We start from the raw sequence: 16,511 nt of genomic DNA, 5'->3' as shown, positions 1-16,511 counted from the left end.
TGGGGGCGGATGAAGAGACTTCTGTGGGTGTCGACGTACATCGTCGGCCTGGCCATGACGGCCGGTGTGCTGCTGGCGATCTGGCTGCACTTCTATCCGTCCCGCGGCAACGTGGCGCTGTATCTCACCAGCGGGGTGCAGTTCGCGTTGATCCCGGCGTTGACCGCGATCGTCATCTTCGCCGGCCTGCGGCGGTGGGTCATGCTCGCGGTCGCGTTCCTGGCGTCTGCGGCGCTGGTCTACACCCAGGTCCCGCTCCTGGTCCCGGCGGATGCGCCCGACGGTGAGCGGTTCCGCGTGGTGTCGGCGAACCTTCTGTTCGGCGGCGCGGACATCGACGCGCTCGAGCAGATCGTCGCCTCCGCCGATGCCGATCTGGTCTCCCTGCAGGAGGTCACTCCACAAGCGCTGCAACGGATTCGGAACGGAACGATCCCTCGGCAACTGCCCCACGAGTTCGCCGAGCCGGCGGCCTATGCCACCGGGACCGCCTTGTTCAGCAAGGAACCGCTGACCGACACGTCGGTGGTTCCGGACACGGCTCTGCGGAATCTGCAGGCGCGCACCGATCTTCCGGGTGCCCCGGGCACGCAGGTCTTCGCGATGCACCCGGCGGCCCCGTTGTGGAGCAACAAGGACCATTGGTTCCACGACATGGGGGTTCTCGCCGGTCATCTCGCGGCGCTGCTGCAGGGGAGGGTGCTGGCGATCGGCGACTTCAACTCGACGTGGAATCATGCGACGTACCGCAAACTGCTCACCAACGGCCTCGCCGACGGCACGGACCTCGCCGGAGCGGGTTATCTGCCCACCTATCCCACCGACAAGCAGATCGGCAACCATCCGCTGGTGGCGATCGACAGGATCATCGTGCGCGGATTTGTGACCACGTCGATGGATACGCATCACCTCCCGGGTTCCGATCATCGGGCCCTGGTGGTATCACTTGTTGCATCATGAGCATTTCCGAGCGTCTCCGCGAAGCCACTGCCGAAGCACACCGCCAGGCCGAACATTCCCCCTTCATCGAGGACCTGATGTCCGGCCGGCTCGATCGCGGCGAATACGAGCGGCTCGCCGCTCAGCTCTACTTCATCTACGAGGCGCTCGAGGAGGTCGGTGACGCGCTCGCCGACGACCCGGTGGCCGGTGCCGTCATCGACGACAAGTTGCGTCGTCTGCCGAGCCTCGGCGCCGATCTCGCCTCGTTCGGCGTCGACCCGTCGACCGTGACGCCGCTGCCCGCCGTCGAGCGGTACGTGGAGGCGATCCAGGCGACGCGTACCGACCCGGCTCGGTATGTGGCGCACCACTACACCCGGTACCTGGGAGACCTCAGCGGCGGCCAGGTCGTCGCCCACCGCATGCGCGAGCACTACGGCGTGTACGATTCCGGCCTGACCTTCTACAGCTTCGAGGGCATCGACAAGCTCAAGCGGTACAAGGACGACTACCGCGCCCGGCTCGACGCATTGCCGCTCGACGCCGACGCCGTGGACCGGCTCGTGGACGAGGCGCTCGCGGCGTTCGCGCACAACCAGGCGGTCTTCGGCGACCTCGACGGTGCTCGCGCGGCCTGAGCCGCGACGAGCCGTCGAGATCCGTACTCCTAGTTGACCTGAAGCTTCGCGGTGCGGTCGAGGATGACCTCTTGTAGGTCGTCGTGACCCTTCACCAGCTCGATGCGCAGGCGATCGTCGTCGAGCCGGCTCGTGGTGCGGACCACGCGGGGAGTGCCGTCGAGGCGGATGCGATCACCCGGCACAAGGTCTTCCACATAAACGTCTCTGGTCATGTGCCCAAATTACGGGTGATCTGTGTGTACCGGCAGGGTAAGAAGTCCATTCTGTGGAACAGATCACAAGGTTTTTACAATCGAGTCCTCGCTGATCTGAGCGAAGAAACACTGGGTCAAAGGCACCGCAAGGTGCAGCCCGGCAGTGGCAGCCACCAACTCGGATGTACGGGCAGGATGCGGACCAGGGACTGTGCCGCCCGCTCACGAAACACACCATCACCACGCTGACTTCTGAGTCGCCGGCAATTTGCTCGACTCAGCTGGCCTGCGTGAGGGTCCGGTAGATGCCGGGCAAGAGTTCGTCGCGAAGCCTCTTCGCGAGGTCGGGATTGTTGAGGATCTGTGTTGACAGGTCTGAGGAGGAATCCATGGTCCCGATGACGGCATCGACGAATGCGATGTCGATGTCCGGGCTGGCGGAGAACTGGGCCAAGCTGTTGTGCTTCGCCTGCTTTTGAAGATCTTCGTTTTCCTGCAGGCGGTCCTTGATGTGGGTGACGACGTTTCGGACCGACGACTCGGGATGATCGCCCGAGAACAAGTCGTTGATGCGGGAGATCACCTCGTCGAGGGAGACCAACTCGGGGTCACGGACGGTCCCTGTGCCTGCCTCTCGCGCAGGTTCGAGCGGTGTGCCCGTTGAGATGACGCCGTTCTGTGTGGCCTGTGCGTGGTGTCCGATGTAGTCGATCGTGACCGCGGACAAGTCGATCGGAGCTTCCGTCTCCCCTCTGTCGAGCTGGGGAATCAGCATCTTGAGGTAGAGGGCGAGCTTTTCCAGCCATGGGTTCTCGTAGTCGAAGAGCTGGGATAGAAACTCGTACTGACGTACATAGGTTCGCGCGTCCTTGCGAAACATCTGCAGCTCGTCGACCTCGACCGAATCGGAAGCCTTCAGAGCGTCGCGCAACCGTGCGCTGAACCTGTCCGCAGCCGGTTGGATCCAGCTGACCAGGGCGTTATGGCCTTCCTTGGCAACGTAGGCTTTGGCGAATCCGTCGACCTCGCTCTCCTCGTAGATCCCGGCAACGGAGAGTTTGCGTTCGGTGTCGTGGACGATATTGGGATCGCTGATGTCGGACAGCGTGGTGGCCTCGTAGTAAGGAGAGAACGCGTCGACGATATCGGTTGCCTCATTGGCGAAGTCCAGGACGAAGGTCTGGTCCTTCAGCGGAGGGAACGTCCGGTTGAGGCGGGACAGGGTCTGCACCGCTTGGACACCAGCGAGGCGTTTGTCGACGTACATCGCCACGAGTTTGGGCTGGTCGAAACCCGTCTGGAACTTGTTGGCCACGATCATGACCTGGTAGTCGTCGGTGGCGAACGCGTCCCGCAGGTCACGGCCCTTGAGCCCGGGGTTCATGTTGGTCTCGCTGAACGGCTCGGTGGTCCCGGTTTCCGGATCGGTGACTTCTCCGGAGAACGCGACCAGGGCGGCAATGTCGGTGTATCCGTGTTCGCTGATGTACTTGTCGAAGGCGAGTTTGTACCGTACGGCTGCCTTGCGAGAGCTGGTGACCACCATGGCCTTTGCTTGGCCGTTGAGCCGCCAGGCGACATTCCGGCGGAAGTGCTCCACGATGATCTGCACCTTCTGGGAGATGTTCGTGGGGTGCAGCTTGACCCAGTTCATCACAGATTTCACCGCGGCGGTCCGATCGACGAGGTCCTCGTCGCCCCCGTCTGAGGTGACGGCCACGGTGCCGTCGTCGGTGTCGCTGGTGGCGTAGGTCTTGCCGCCGTGGGACAGCCGGAAGGCGGTCTTGTACGGGGTGTAGTTGCGCAGCACGTCGAGGATGAAGCCTTCTTCGATCGCCTGCTGCATCGAGTACAGGTGGAACGGCCGTGGAGTGCCGTCGGGGTCGGGCCGTCCGAAGAGTTCGAGCGTGGTGGCCTTGGGGGTGGCGGTGAAGGCGAAGAAGGAAATGTTCTCGGCTTCGGCGCGGGCCTTGGTCTCGGCAGCGAGGAGATCTTCGGCTGAGACCGTGCCGCCCTCGGCGACAACGTCGAGCTCGGCTTGGGACAGGACCTGCTTGAGCTTGTTCGACGCCCCGCCGGTCTGGGAGGAGTGGGCCTCGTCGGCGATGATCGCGAAACTCCGGCCCTTGAGTGAAGCGCGGTCAGAGATGACGTCGAGGGCGAACGGGAAGGTCTGGATGGTGACGATGATGATGTGGGTGCCCGATTCCAGGGCGTCTGCCAACTCAGCGGACTTCGGCCCGGACAGTCCGTCGATGTGGGCCACCACGCCGGTGGTGCGGTTGATCTGGTGGATCGCTTCCTGCAGCTGAGCGTCGAGCACGGTCCGGTCGGTGACCACGATGACGGAAGAGAACACCTTTTCGTCGTTGTCGTCGTACAACGACGCCAGACGCTGGGCGAGCCAGGAGATCGAGTTGGTCTTCCCGGACCCTGCCGAATGCTGGATCAGATACTTGTGTCCCGGGCCTTCGGTGCGTGCGGCATCGACCAGCTTGGTGACGACGTCCCACTGGTGGTAGCGCGGGAACAGGAGAGTCTCTTTGCGGATCGTTCTGCCGCTGTCCGGATCACGCTTCTCGGTGATCTCCAGATGCATGAACCGGTCGAGGATCTCCAGCCAGGTGTCGCGCTGAAGAATTGTCTCCCACAGATAGGAAGTGGGAGACCCGTTCGGAATCGGAGGGTTGCCGGCGTGGTGACCGTTGCCGCGGTTGAACGGCAGGAACACCGTGTCCTTCCCGGCAAGCCGGGTGGTCATGTGTACTTCTTTGTCTGAGACAGCAAAGTGCACCAGGGCGCGGGTGGCGAACCCGAGCAGCGGCTCGCCCTTGGGTAAGCGGTCCTTCTTGTACTGGGCGATCGCGAGCTCGACCGACTGCGTGAAGTCGGTCTTGAGTTCCGCGGTGGCGACGGGGATGCCGTTGACGAAGAAGACCAGATCGATGGCCTTCCTCGGATTCGACTTCGAGTAGTGGACCTGCCGCATCACACGCAGGCGGACAGCCTGGTACTTCGCAGCGGTGGTGGCGTTCAGTCCGGAGTTGGGCTTGAACTGACACATTGCGAAGTTCGCGTTGAAGTCGCTGAAGCCGCGACGGAGGACCGCGAGCGTGCCACCGTCGGCCTTGAGATTCCCCGAGAGCGTCTTGGCAAGTCGCTGCAGGAGCGAGGCTTTCGCCTTCTCCTGCGCTGCGGGCGGCTCCGAAGGCTTGACCCTCTTTTCCCACTCCTTCGGCTGCGTGTGCTGCAACCACCAGAACACGTCCTCAGGAAACAGAGCGAGATCGCGGTCGTACCCGGCATCATTCGGCGAGTACTCCCAACCATTCGCCGCCAGGTGTTCGCAGATCTCGGTCTCGAAGGCAGACTCGTGGTGCTGGGCCATGGCTACGCAGTCTCCCTGACATCGATCTTGCCTGTCACGGCGTTCGTGATCAGGGCAGAGCGGTACTCGTGGAGCGTTTCGCTCAGTTTCTCGGCTTCTGAAACCAAGATTGTGATTCGCGACAAATGGTCACGGGACTTGAGAACTACCGATTCCTGCGTAGTCAGAGGGGGGGTGGGGATTTTAACGTTCTTAACGACCGAGGTGTTCAGCCGTGAGCGGGTGGCCCCGCGTGCAAGAAGTGCGATCTGGCTGCGGGTCGGTGGAGCGGACAAGAACCAGGCCAAGTAGTCGGGCCGCAATCGATCTGCGCGCGTTCGTATTCGGTAACAATCTGCTTTGACAATGGCTGGACCAATGTCTGGAACTACCGCAGCTCGCCCAAGGGGCATCTTTTCGTCACCCAGGCCGGCGACGACAACATCACCCTCGGTTACTTCGTGTGTCGCAAGCGTGCGAGCGTAGTCGAGTGGAATATATGCATGGTCGTTGTCTCTGAATTCGTTAATGCCGATATTTCCCAATCGGACGACTCGTGCGCCTTCAGGGGAGTAGTGAGACGAAGTCAGTGACGAGCCGAAAGGGCCGTCAGCGATCGACTCGATCACTCGTCGAAGCTGCACCGTCGGGAACGACTCGCTCAGCTGCACAACATCTTGCGCCCATAGCCTATCCGACTCCTCGCGCAGGGTTGCGATGAGCTGCTCCTGCTTGCTGATCAGCGCATCGATTTTGGCGGTCTCGCGGTCGAGGAAGTCGGCGATCAGGTTCTGGGTTCCGAAATCCGGAGCGGGCAACCGCACCTCTTTAAGGTCGCCCTGTGTCATGCTCGGGAGTGCAGTATTGGTGGAGAGTTGGCTAAAAGGGATTGTTGTGCAAGCGTAGTATAAGAATCGCGCGCTTACGTTCGGATATGGTTGTACGCAGAACATCGTGTCGACCGTCCAGAATTCTCCGTTCACTAGGATTGGGCGGTCAATCGTCCCTTTCCGTCCGAGAAGCACGGAAGGTCCGGAGTGGAGTGGCTGGCAAGCTCGGGCAAATTCTCCCCCTGATCCGTAGACGGGGTATGCGCCGTTGTCATCTTGCACCCGACTGTGGTCGGAGCCATTCTTGATTCGAGCGAGTCGTCGAAGCTGTCGCGTTGGGTGCATCTAGGCCCCCACCTCTGTCAGCATGGTCTGGATTTCAGTGACGAGCTTTCGGAGATCTCTCTGAATCTCTTCGAGCGGCCGGGGTGGGGTGTAGCGATAGAAGTGCCGAGTGAAGGGTATTTCGTAGCCGATCTTGGTCTTGTCGTGGTCGATCCAGGCGTCTGGAACGTGGGGGAGGACCTCGCGGGCGAAGTATTCTTCGACGTCCTCGGACAGAGGCACGTTCTCGGTGTCGCGGAGCGAGGGGTCGGGTTCGGGCTTGCCCTTGGTGGTGACGATGTCCGCTTCCGGGTCGTGAACGCCGATGGCGGTCCAGATGCCTTTGACCACCGGTGCGCCCACCTTGGCCATGCCGGCAGTCTTGAGGGCGGCCTTCAGCTCGGTGACGAAGGCGTCACGGTTGGTCCATGAGCGGCCCACCATCGAGTTGAGGGCGTCACGAACGGCGTCTTGGTCGTGCTGGGGGAGCTTGGTAATCGCCTTGGCGGCGAGAACGAGGTCAGCAGTGTCCTCGGTGACGTGGAAGCGCAGCTGGAGGGGCCGTTCGACCGTGATGGTGCGATATCCGAAATCAGAGTTGTCGAACACCTTCGACAGGGCCGGCTCGTCTTCACCGTCATCGTTCCGGAACGCGTCGTAGAGCTCGCAGATCGTGTTTATGTCCTCTGGCCGCAATTCCTTCCGTTTGGAACCGAGGGACTTGCGCATCTTGCCGTACATGTCCACGGCGTTGATGAGCTGAACCTTGCCCTTGCGTTCGGCGGTCTTGGCGTTGTCCAGAATCCAGATGTAGGTGGCGATGCCTGTGTTGTAGAACATGTCGGTCGGTAGAGCGATGATCGCGTCCAGCAGGTCGTTCTCGATGATCCACTTGCGGATGTTGGACTCACCCGAGCCGGCGCCACCGGTGAACAGTGGCGAGCCGTTGAGGACGATCGCCAGGCGTGAGCCCTTGTCGCCGGGCTTCTGGACAGGCCGCATCTTCTTGATGAGATGTAGAAGGAACAGGAGAGAGCCGTCGGATACACGGGGCAGTCCGGGGCCGAATCGTCCCGCGAATCCCCGCTGCTGGTGCTCGTCGGTGACCTGCTTCTGCTGTGCCTTCCACTCCACACCGAACGGCGGGTTGGAGAGCAGGAAGTCGAAGTGTTCGCCGGAGAAGCCGTCATCTACGAGGGTGTCGCCCTCGTAGATGTTGTCCACGCGCTGGCCCTTGATGATCATGTCCGACTTGCACATGGCGTACGAGCGAGGGTTGATCTCCTGGCCGTACAGCACCGGTTTGGCGTCGGGGTTCATCTGAACCAGATGGTCGTAGGCGACCGAGAGCATGCCACCGGTGCCGGCTGCGGGGTCGTAAATGGTGCGCACGATGCCGGGGGTGGTGAGCTCGAGGTCTTTGTCGGCGTACAGCAGGTCAACCATCAAGGAGATGACCTCACGTGGGGTGAAGTGGTCACCTGCCTGTGCGTTGTTGGATTCGGCGAACTTCCGGATGAGCTCTTCGAAGATGTAGCCCATATCGTGTCCGGATACCCGATCAGGGTGTAGGTCGACGTTCGCGAAGTCCTTGACAATCAGGAACAAACGATCTTTCTTGTCCAGGTCGGCGATGAGCTCGGGGAGCTTGTAGCCGTCGAAGACGTCGCGCACATTGGGCGAGAACCCCTCGAGGTAGTCGAGGAGATTGTCGGCGAGGTTCGTGGGGTCGGCGGCGAGCTTGCCGAAATCCCAGACGGAAGTGTTGAAGAACGGCAGACCGAACTTGGCGCGCAGGACCACAAACGGGTCGACCCCGCTCTTCAGCAGCTTCTTGTGCTCCGTCAGTACTTTGTCCTTCGTCGGCGCGAGGATTGCGTCCAGGCGTCGCAGGATGGTGAATGGAAGGATCACATCGCCGTACTGATTGGGCTGGTACGGGCCGCGCAGCTTGTTGGCGATCGACCAGATGAAAGCGGCATTGACGGTGGCCATTACTTGGTGAGTCCTTTGGGAGTTGATCGTTACAGTCAAGGTAATGGGGGAGTCTGACATCGGGCACAACCGGTGTGGGCCAGGTACGCGTTGGCGCCTGCCCACACAGGGAGACGTGGATGTTTACCGCTCGGTGGTGTCGAGGAAGACGCTAAAGCGGACAGCGTCCAGCAGGCTGGAAGAGACAGTCTTGCTTGACTCAACGATCGCCTGCGCTGCTTCTCTGACGCGGTCTACGTCATTCAGCGCTGCAACAATGCGTCGCTGGTCGTCGATCGGGACCAGCGGAACCTCGAGCTCCGTGAGTCTGGCCCGCTGGATCGTGGTGCCGGCGAGGAACCGCGTGTTCCAGGAGCCGCCGAGCATTGCGGCCAGGTAGTGCGGGTCTACGACCTCGGGCTTCCGTACTCGAAGATGCTCGACGACCGGCGACAGGACATGGCCACCACTGTCGTCGACCAGTGCACGGATCCCGCTCTGTGTGAGAACCAGGACGTCCGACGGTTTGGTCAACTCGACGCCTTCGGGGACCCGCGCTGGAGTCTGCGGACTGGGAAGAGTTCGGGAGGTGATTGCGTGTGCACCCACCACGACGGCTTTGAGCTCGTCGCCGCCGTCGTGAGGTGCGCGGTTTCGAATGCGCTGGAGAACGCCCTCGCGGATGAGGTCCCCGATTGATAGGGTGCGCGACGGGGCGTCTGGTCTGAACGAGATCCTCCTAGAGGCTTCGTCCAGGGACTCCGTGGCCTTTCGCATTGTTCTGGTGGCATTGGCGAAGTCGCCGCGCACGTCTTCAGGGGTTCGCTCGTAGGTGGCGAGCCAGCGTTGCGGCAGCAGACTTGCCCCGTCACTGATCAGGTTGTCCACGGAGATCCGAACGTGTGGAACGGATTCCAGTGCGGAAACATCAGATAGCCAGCGTGCGACGTGCTTTTCGGGGGCGTCGTCATCCGACGCATCGATAAGCAACACGTCGGAGTGCTTGCCATTAGGCCTACGAAGCACCCACAGTGCCAACGGGATCGAAGTGTGGGGGACCATTCGGGCGGGCAGGCCAACGACGGTTTCGATGCAGCCCTGACGCAGAAGCTCGGTGCGTATCCGTTCTTCTGCTGCACCGCGGAAGAGCGGACTGTGGGGCGTGATGACGAACGCGCGACCCGTGTCCGTCAGGTGTGCAATGGCGTGCTGAAGCCAGGCGGTTTCGCTGGAGTTCTTCGGTGGCGCGCCAAAGACGAACCTAGGGTCAGTTAGGCGTGTATCGATATCGATGGACAGGCCGAACGGTGGCTCGGCGACTACGACGTCAGCTCGAAGATCTGGGTCAGGGTCGCTGCGCAGGACGTCACAATTCTCCAGATAGAGCGGTACCCCGTGCAGCGTGGAGCGAACCTCGGCGATGGCCAGGGCCTGCATATTTATGTCGTGGCCGATGTAGCAGTCGAACGCACCGGTCTCGGCAAGCTCAACCAGTGCCGTAGCGATCCCGCATGCGGGGTCGTACGCTACGCCGCCGGGATGGTTTGAAGCGACGGAGGCGAGGAGGTTGCTCGTGCGGGACCCAATGAACCCTTGCTCGCCGGCCATCCGTCCGGATTCGCGCGCACTTCGTTCGAGGATGAAGTCGACGACCAACGCCAACTCGGATTCGTCGACCGAATCGACCACCTCCCGGAGTTGGCCGATCCGGTTCGGGTCGGCGTGCGGAGCCGATGTCAGGTTCGACAATTGATGAGTCAGCCACGCCGGGGCGTGTTTTCCCATGACTCGCTCGCTGACGAGGGCGATCGCGATGGTGGCCGTCTGCTCTGGTGTGTACCGGCCGCGAAGGGTGTTGAGCGCGGCCCACACCTTGGCTTCGGTCGGCACTTGGTCGACGGCGTAACCCTGGTTGGCGAGCCAGGTCTTCACATCGGGGAGTGCGTACAGAGGCTTGGTCTTGGTGCCGGCGACCTGCTGCGGGAAGTTCTCGTGTCGGCGACGCCAGTTGCTCACTGCTCCGCGGGACACGCCAGCGAGCTCCGCGATATCACTCGCGGAGACGAGGGCCGGTGAATTGGGGGACGGGCTGTTCATGCTGCACCTTCGGTGTTGTTCTTGCTATTGGAAAAGGTCAGGGTGCGCGAGGCGGCCATCTGCAGCTTCTTGGCCAGCGAGCTTCGATGTGCCACGACGGTGACGCTAACTCCGTGAATCCCGAGTGTGGCCACGGCGTCGGCGAAGATTCCATCTCCGGAGGCGAGGACGACCTCGTCGAATCGGTCGGCAATGTTTTCACCACGCAGGACTTCTAGAAGAGCGTGGTCTGCGCCGTCGATCCCGCTTCCCAGGACATGGCGAGCCGACGACCATATCGGCCAGGTGTTGACGGCACCGGCCTTGCTTACTCCGATGATCACCTGCTCTTGATCGCCGAACCCGATGGCGGCGCTGAGCATTCGGTGCGCCCACTCGGCCTCGGCGAGGGTTCGGATCCCCCCTCCCGAGATGCTCTCGATGTCGATCAGTACGAGGCGCCTTCCTTGCGATCGTCTGCGCGCCGCCTCGTGGCGGACTTTGCGGGCACGAACGCGCACGGGCCGGGAAATCTGTGTACTCGTTGCTGTCATGGCTCCGAGTGTATACGCCGTTTAACTACTGCACAAGTGTTTATCGAATAAACGGTCCGGAAGATAGTGGGCCATGGTTCACGGTCTGTGATGTCGGGTGATCTGCGGGTGTAGCTCGTCCGTGTGCGGGACCCAAGGCAACAGAGTCGTCAGGCGATGGATGTTCCTGTCTACAGTTCTTCCGTCGCGCAAATGGTCTTTCCGGTTCGGCCCGGGGGGCGTCCTTCTTCTGTGGGCGTAGTGCTCGATACGAGCGGCCTCCTGGGCGAAGACAAACAAGTCGGCCCGCTCGGCGATCGGAAGAGTGATCGCGGAGCGGGCCGACTCGTTTGCGGTCTGGAGGCTCTGAATCAGATCAGACGCGACTCAGATCAGCAGTCGTAGTACAGAGCGAACTCGTACGGGTGAGGACGGATCTGGACCGGCTCGATCTCGTTCTCGCGCTTGAGAGCGATCCAGGTCTCGATGAGGTCCTCGGTGAAGACGCCGCCGGCGGTGAGGTACTCGTGGTCCTCCTCGAGGCGGTCGATGACCGCGGCCAGCGAGGTCGGGGCCTGCGGGATGCCCTTGGCCTCCTCCGGCGGGAGCTCGTAGAGGTCCTTGTCGACCGGCTCGTGCGGCTCGATCTTGTTCTTGATGCCGTCCAGGCCGGCCATCATCATGGCGGCGAAGGCCAGGTACGGGTTGCCGGAGCTGTCCGGGCAACGGAACTCGATGCGCTTGGCCTTCGGGTTGTTGCCGGTGATCGGGATGCGGACACAGGCCGAGCGGTTGCGCTGGCTGTAGACCAGGTTGATCGGGGCCTCGTAACCCGGGACCAGACGCTTGTAGGAGTTGATCGTCGGGTTGGTGAACGCCAGCAGCGACGGGGCGTGGTGCAGGATGCCGCCGATGTAGTAGCGGGCGATGTCCGACAGGCCTGCGTAGCCGGCCTCGTCGTGGAACAGCGGCTTGCCGTCCTTCCACAGCGACTGGTGGGCGTGCATGCCCGAGCCGTTGTCACCGAAGAGCGGCTTCGGCATGAAGGTGACCGACTTGCCGTTCTGCCACGCGGTGTTCTTGATGATGTACTTGAACAGCTGGACGTCGTCCGCGGCGTGCAGCAGCGTGTTGAACTTGTAGTTGATCTCGGCCTGGCCGCCGGTGCCGACCTCGTGGTGGCCGCGCTCGAGCTCGAAGCCCGCCTGCTGCAGGTTGGTCGACATCTCGTCGCGCAGGTCGACGTAGTGGTCGTACGGCGCGACCGGGAAGTAGCCACCCTTCGGGCGGACCTTGTAGCCCAGGTTCGGGCTGCCGTCCGGATCGGTCGGCGAGGCGGTGTTCCACCAGCCCGACTCCGACTCGATCTCGTAGAAGGTGCCGTTCATCTCCGAGCCGAAGGACACCGAGTCGAAGATGTAGAACTCGGCCTCGGCGCCGAAGAAGCAGGTGTCGGCGATGCCGGTGGAGGCGAGGTAGTCCTCGGCCTTGCGGGCGACGTTGCGCGGGTCGCGGCTGTAGGCCTCGCGGGTGAACGGATCGTGGACGAAGAAGCTGATGTTCATCGTCTTCGCCTTGCGGAAGGGATCGATCCGCGCGGTGGCCGGGTCGGGCAGCAGCATCATGTCCGACTCGTTGATGGACTGGAAGCCCCGCACCGACGAGCCGTCGAACGCGAGGCCGTCCTCGAACACGCTCTCGTCGAAGGCCGAGGCCGGGATCGAGAAGTGCTGCATGACACCGGGCAGGTCGCAGAAACGGATGTCGACGTACTCGACACCTTCCTTCTTGATGCCCTCGAGTAGTTCTTCTTTACTGCTGTACACCGTGCGGTGACTCCTTCGTGATCGGGTGGTCAGTTCGAGCTGACGCGCCACACACATCCGCCGCCGACAGCAGCGGATCTCAGCGGCAACCGTATGGAGGTGAAGTTGCCCATGCGTCAAGTCCGTGTTTCCCCCGTGTTACACACCGGATGTGCTTCACCACACAGTGGTCCGGACGCGGGAAAAGATACTCGGCGAAACCCACCCTAGCCGTGCTGGAAGGCGTGCGCGGGAGGTCTGGAAAGGCCCGTGACTACGATGGACCCAAAGCACGACGCGGTCGTCGCGGGCCCGGGACCCGGGTCGGGTCGCGAGAGGAGTCATGAGCATGGGACGTGTCACCGGTTCCTGGTTGTCGGGGCCGCAGATCGGTCCCGGCGCCGGCGTCGACAACGAGTACCGGGGCCAGGACCTCGGTCTGCCCGCATCCGGCCCCGGATCGCTGGCCACCGGATGGCCGCGGGTCATGGGCCTGCTCGTCGACTGGCTGATCGCGGGCGGCCTCGCCCTGATCTTCGTCGGCGGGAACCTGCTGTCCTCGAGCCTCGCCGGTGCCCAGCTGATCATCTGGTTCGTGATGGGCGTCTTCGCGGTGACCCTCTTCGGGTTCACCCCGGGCCAGTACGTGATGGGCATGCGCGTCGCCCGCGTCGACTACGGGCCGGAGCGCAACACCGCCGAGGCCACCGGCAAGGAACCGCCGGCCGCGGTCGGCGTCGTGCGCGCGTTCTTCCGGCAGTTGCTGATGGTGTTCCTGGTGCCCGCCCTCATCAACGACTACAACGGCCGCGCGATGCACGACCGCGCCACCGGGACGGCGATCGTCCGAACCCGATAGAGGGCGTGTGACGCCCGTCGCCTGTGGATATGGGTGACAGTGCGGACGCCCGCATGTGATTCGATGGGCGCATGCGGGGGATCTCGGGGCTTTTGCGTGCTTTGCGGTCGGTGTTCTGGGGTGGTCGCCGGTCTGGTCGTGACGCTCGCGGTTCCTCGAACCCTGGACGGCGCGGCGGTGGCGGCCGCTCCCGCCGAGGCGACCGAGGACCCGTATCCGGACGTCGTGCCGCTGGCGACGACGCCGACACCGCGGTGGACGGTGTCGATGTCCGACATCGACGTGCCGGCCGACACGCAGGATACCAAGTCACGGCGTCCCGCGGTCCTCGCGGCGAACACCTCGATCGTCGTCGGCGGCCCGCGGCAGGTCACCGAGACCGCCCTGATGGCATTCGACGCCAAGACCGGGAAGAAGAAGTGGCCGAAGGTGTCGGACTTCCGTGCGGAGGAGTGCGTCTTCAGCCGTGACGGGCGACTGGCGTGCATACGTCGTGGCGCCGACCGGGCGACCTCGGAGATCGGTTTCATCGATGCCGGGTCCGGTCAGGTGACCGGAACCCGGACGATCGCCGGAGGGGAGAATCCCACCGGGCCGGCTCTGGTGTCCGCGGGCAAGGGCTTCCTCGTCACGACCAAGCAGTTCGTCCACAAGGACGCGCATTACGCGCTGACGCTGACGTGGTTCAGTTCCGACGGTTCGCGCACCTGGGAGCACAAGCCCCCGCCGGGGTTCGACGACCCGGCGCTGTCCGAGGCCGGGAACGTGGTCGCCGTACGCGACTTCGGACGTCGAGTGCAGGTGTACGCACTCGACAGCGGTGACCTCGTCTACGACTCCACCGAGGACCTGAAGAACACCCCGAGCAGGATCTCGTCGCCCCTCGTCGAGGTCGCGCCCGTGCGGACCGGTTTCGCCGTGAGCATCCGCGGAGACGCGAAGACCGTCACGGTCTACGACAGCAAGGGCACCAGGCGCGGGGTGATCGAGGGCGTGGTGCTCGCTTTCATGCCGCAGGGTTCGGAAGGAGACCTGATCCCGGTCGAGGGCACCGACGACGACCATCAGCGGACGCTCGGGGTGGCGTCCACCGTCACGTTCGAGGTCGTCGCCGCCACGCCGAGCCGAGACAGCGTGATCCGTGAGCAGATCCTCGGGGAACGGTTCCTCGTCGGTCTCCGGTCCGGTCGCGACGAGGACTGGCTGGACTTCGACACGCAGAGCCCCACCCGGACACGGTCCATCGCGGCGGGACCGACCGTGCTCCTGGCATTCGACGGGACACGCGGCTTCTTCGCCGACCGCGCCGGATCGAACTCCGGCGTCCCGTACCTGTTCGCCTGCGACCTGGCATCGGGCCGTCAGGTGTGGGAGATCGGGAACGCCGGCGGGGAGGAACGCGAGTACGAGTTCGTCGGGCCGTACCTGATGCACACGAGATCAGGCGACGCGGGACAGGCGACGATCAGCAGATTGGGTGCGTAGATGGCCGACAGGCGTAAAGGGATTCTGAGCGGGGTCGCAGCGGTCGCCATCGGGGTGATCGCGGTGACGTGTGCGCTCGTGGTGTCGCTGGTGGTGCCGCAGTCGGTGCATGGCTCGGCGACGCTGCCGGGTCAGTACGCGGCGCTCGCCGGTGAACCGGGCGACGACCCGTCCGTCGAACCGCTGCCCGGCCCGCCCGGCCGGAAATGGGAGGTCACCGCCGACTCGGTCTTCGGTTCGGGATCACAGGTCGGCGACTCTGCGCCGGTGCTGTACCTGATCCCGTTCGACGCGAACGACCGGATGATCGTCGCAGCCGGCCTGCCCGGGCTGGGTGATCCCGCGGCGGTCATCGCGCTCGATCCCGCGAGCGGAAAGCCGTTGTGGCCGGGGGCCTCGGAGTTTCGGGCGAACGGCTGCGCGCTGAGCCGGGACGACAAGCTGGCCTGCGTCCAGACGACGGATGACGACGAGAAGGCCACCGAGGTCGCTTTCCTCGACCCCGGGTCGGGCAAGGTGACCGGCACGGCGTCGGCCGAGTTCGGCAACGGCCGGATCGACCGGGCCGGCGACGGCTTCCTGGTCACCACCGCCGTCTATCAGAAGGACGACGAGGGGCGGACGACCAAGACCGAGACCCTCACCCGGTTCGACTCCGCGGGCGGGAAGCGCTGGTCGCAGACCCTCCCCGTCGACTACTCCCATGCCGCGGTCTCGGAGGCGGGCAACGTGGTCGTGGCCGGCGACGACCGGACCGGTGTCCGTGCCATGTCCCTGCCGACCGGTGAGATTCTCTACGATTCCGCCGACGATCCCGCGACGAAACCGAAGGACGAGACCACGTCGAGCGGCGTGCGGCTCGGCGTGGCCGCCACCGGAACCGGATTCGCGGTCAGCGTCACCGACTATCCGCGGCGCACCCTGAGGCTGTTCAACAGCTACGGGGTCCAGACCGCGGAGCTCAAGGACGTCGCGGTCGCCGACATCTGGCCCGTGGCGACCGAGACCGATCTCATCGCGGTCGAGGGCGAGGACAAGTCCGACAACGACATCGTCGGCGCGGTGTCCTCCGGCCAGAAGAAGCTGCTGTGGTCGGCCGACGCCTACCACGGCCACGACATCGAACTGCTCGGCGGCCGGTACGTCGCGATGCAACGGCTCGCCGACCCGCAGGGGTACGAGTGGACGTTCTTCGACGCCACCACGGGGGAGCCCGGCCCGCCGATCCTGATGAGCATCTACCAGCGGTTCGACGCCTTCGACGGCAACCGCCTGATCTTCGAGGGCGACGCCCGTCGCGATGAACCCGGACCGCCCGCGTTCACCGCCTACGACCCGAAGACCGGCCGACCGGTGTGGCGACTCAAGGAGACCCGCAGCGCCGACGAGGTCAACGTGCGCATCGTCGGGCCGTATCTGTTCGTCCTCGACGCGCGTGAGGGACCGAACCCGGTCGCGAAGATGTCCCGGTTCGCCTGATC

General features: G+C 63.7%; 12 protein-coding genes. 5 read left to right on the top strand and 7 right to left on the bottom strand.

What is annotated here, in order from left to right; translation table 11 throughout:
- Window positions 1-9 precede the first annotated feature (9 nt).
- Window positions 10-960 (top strand): endonuclease/exonuclease/phosphatase family protein, encoded by a 951-nt coding sequence (locus GP2_RS11530; protein WP_040526836.1) that lies wholly within the window; start codon window positions 10-12, stop codon window positions 958-960.
- A complete protein-coding gene (locus tag GP2_RS11525; protein WP_006900689.1) occupies window positions 957-1,580 on the top strand; it encodes a biliverdin-producing heme oxygenase in 624 nt (207 codons plus the stop codon). The genes GP2_RS11530 and GP2_RS11525 overlap by 4 nt, the downstream gene beginning before the upstream one ends.
- A gap of 29 nt (window positions 1,581-1,609) precedes the next feature.
- Here the strand turns inward: GP2_RS11525 and GP2_RS11520 are convergent, their stop codons facing one another.
- The 7 genes from GP2_RS11520 to glnA form a co-directional block, all read right to left on the bottom strand.
- Window positions 1,610-1,795, bottom strand: a complete 186-nt coding sequence (locus GP2_RS11520) for a hypothetical protein (RefSeq protein ID WP_006900688.1) — start codon at window positions 1,793-1,795, stop codon at window positions 1,610-1,612.
- Between the two features lie 259 nt (window positions 1,796-2,054).
- A complete protein-coding gene (locus GP2_RS11515) occupies window positions 2,055-5,165 on the bottom strand; it encodes a type I restriction endonuclease subunit R (RefSeq protein WP_006900687.1) in 3,111 nt (1,036 codons plus the stop codon).
- A 2-nt stretch (window positions 5,166-5,167) separates the two neighbouring features.
- Window positions 5,168-6,319: a restriction endonuclease subunit S gene (locus GP2_RS11510; protein WP_006900686.1), complete on the bottom strand. Its 1,152-nt coding sequence runs from the start codon at window positions 6,317-6,319 to the stop codon at window positions 5,168-5,170.
- Window positions 6,320-8,293 (bottom strand): type I restriction-modification system subunit M, encoded by a 1,974-nt coding sequence (locus GP2_RS11505; protein WP_006900685.1) that lies wholly within the window; start codon window positions 8,291-8,293, stop codon window positions 6,320-6,322.
- A 123-nt stretch (window positions 8,294-8,416) separates the two neighbouring features.
- Window positions 8,417-10,369: an N-6 DNA methylase gene (locus GP2_RS11500; RefSeq protein ID WP_006900684.1), complete on the bottom strand. Its 1,953-nt coding sequence runs from the start codon at window positions 10,367-10,369 to the stop codon at window positions 8,417-8,419.
- Window positions 10,366-10,902: an NYN domain-containing protein gene (locus GP2_RS11495; protein WP_006900683.1), complete on the bottom strand. Its 537-nt coding sequence runs from the start codon at window positions 10,900-10,902 to the stop codon at window positions 10,366-10,368. The genes GP2_RS11500 and GP2_RS11495 overlap by 4 nt, the downstream gene beginning before the upstream one ends.
- A 371-nt stretch (window positions 10,903-11,273) precedes the next feature.
- Complete coding sequence (gene glnA / locus GP2_RS11490) at window positions 11,274-12,707, bottom strand: type I glutamate--ammonia ligase (protein WP_006900682.1); 1,434 nt, start codon at window positions 12,705-12,707, stop codon at window positions 11,274-11,276.
- Between the two features lie 328 nt (window positions 12,708-13,035).
- Here glnA and GP2_RS11485 point away from each other — a divergent pair, with 328 nt between their 5' ends.
- The 3 genes from GP2_RS11485 (at window position 13,036) to GP2_RS11475 (ending at window position 16,509) form a co-directional block, all read left to right on the top strand.
- The gene (locus GP2_RS11485) at window positions 13,036-13,545 is read left to right on the top strand and encodes an RDD family protein (protein ID WP_006900681.1); all 510 of its coding nucleotides are present in this window, start codon (window positions 13,036-13,038) and stop codon (window positions 13,543-13,545) included.
- 120 nt (window positions 13,546-13,665) lie between these two features.
- Entirely contained in the window at window positions 13,666-15,030 is a 1,365-nt protein-coding gene (locus GP2_RS11480) for a 9-bladed beta-propeller domain-containing protein (RefSeq protein ID WP_006900680.1), read from the top strand.
- A complete protein-coding gene (locus GP2_RS11475) occupies window positions 15,031-16,509 on the top strand; it encodes a 9-bladed beta-propeller domain-containing protein (protein WP_006900679.1) in 1,479 nt (492 codons plus the stop codon).
- Window positions 16,510-16,511 lie beyond the last annotated feature (2 nt).

The organism is Gordonia paraffinivorans NBRC 108238, assembly GCF_000344155.1.
Lineage (GTDB): Bacteria > Actinomycetota > Actinomycetes > Mycobacteriales > Mycobacteriaceae > Gordonia > Gordonia paraffinivorans.
This window is presented reverse-complemented; position numbering and strand designations above follow the sequence as displayed.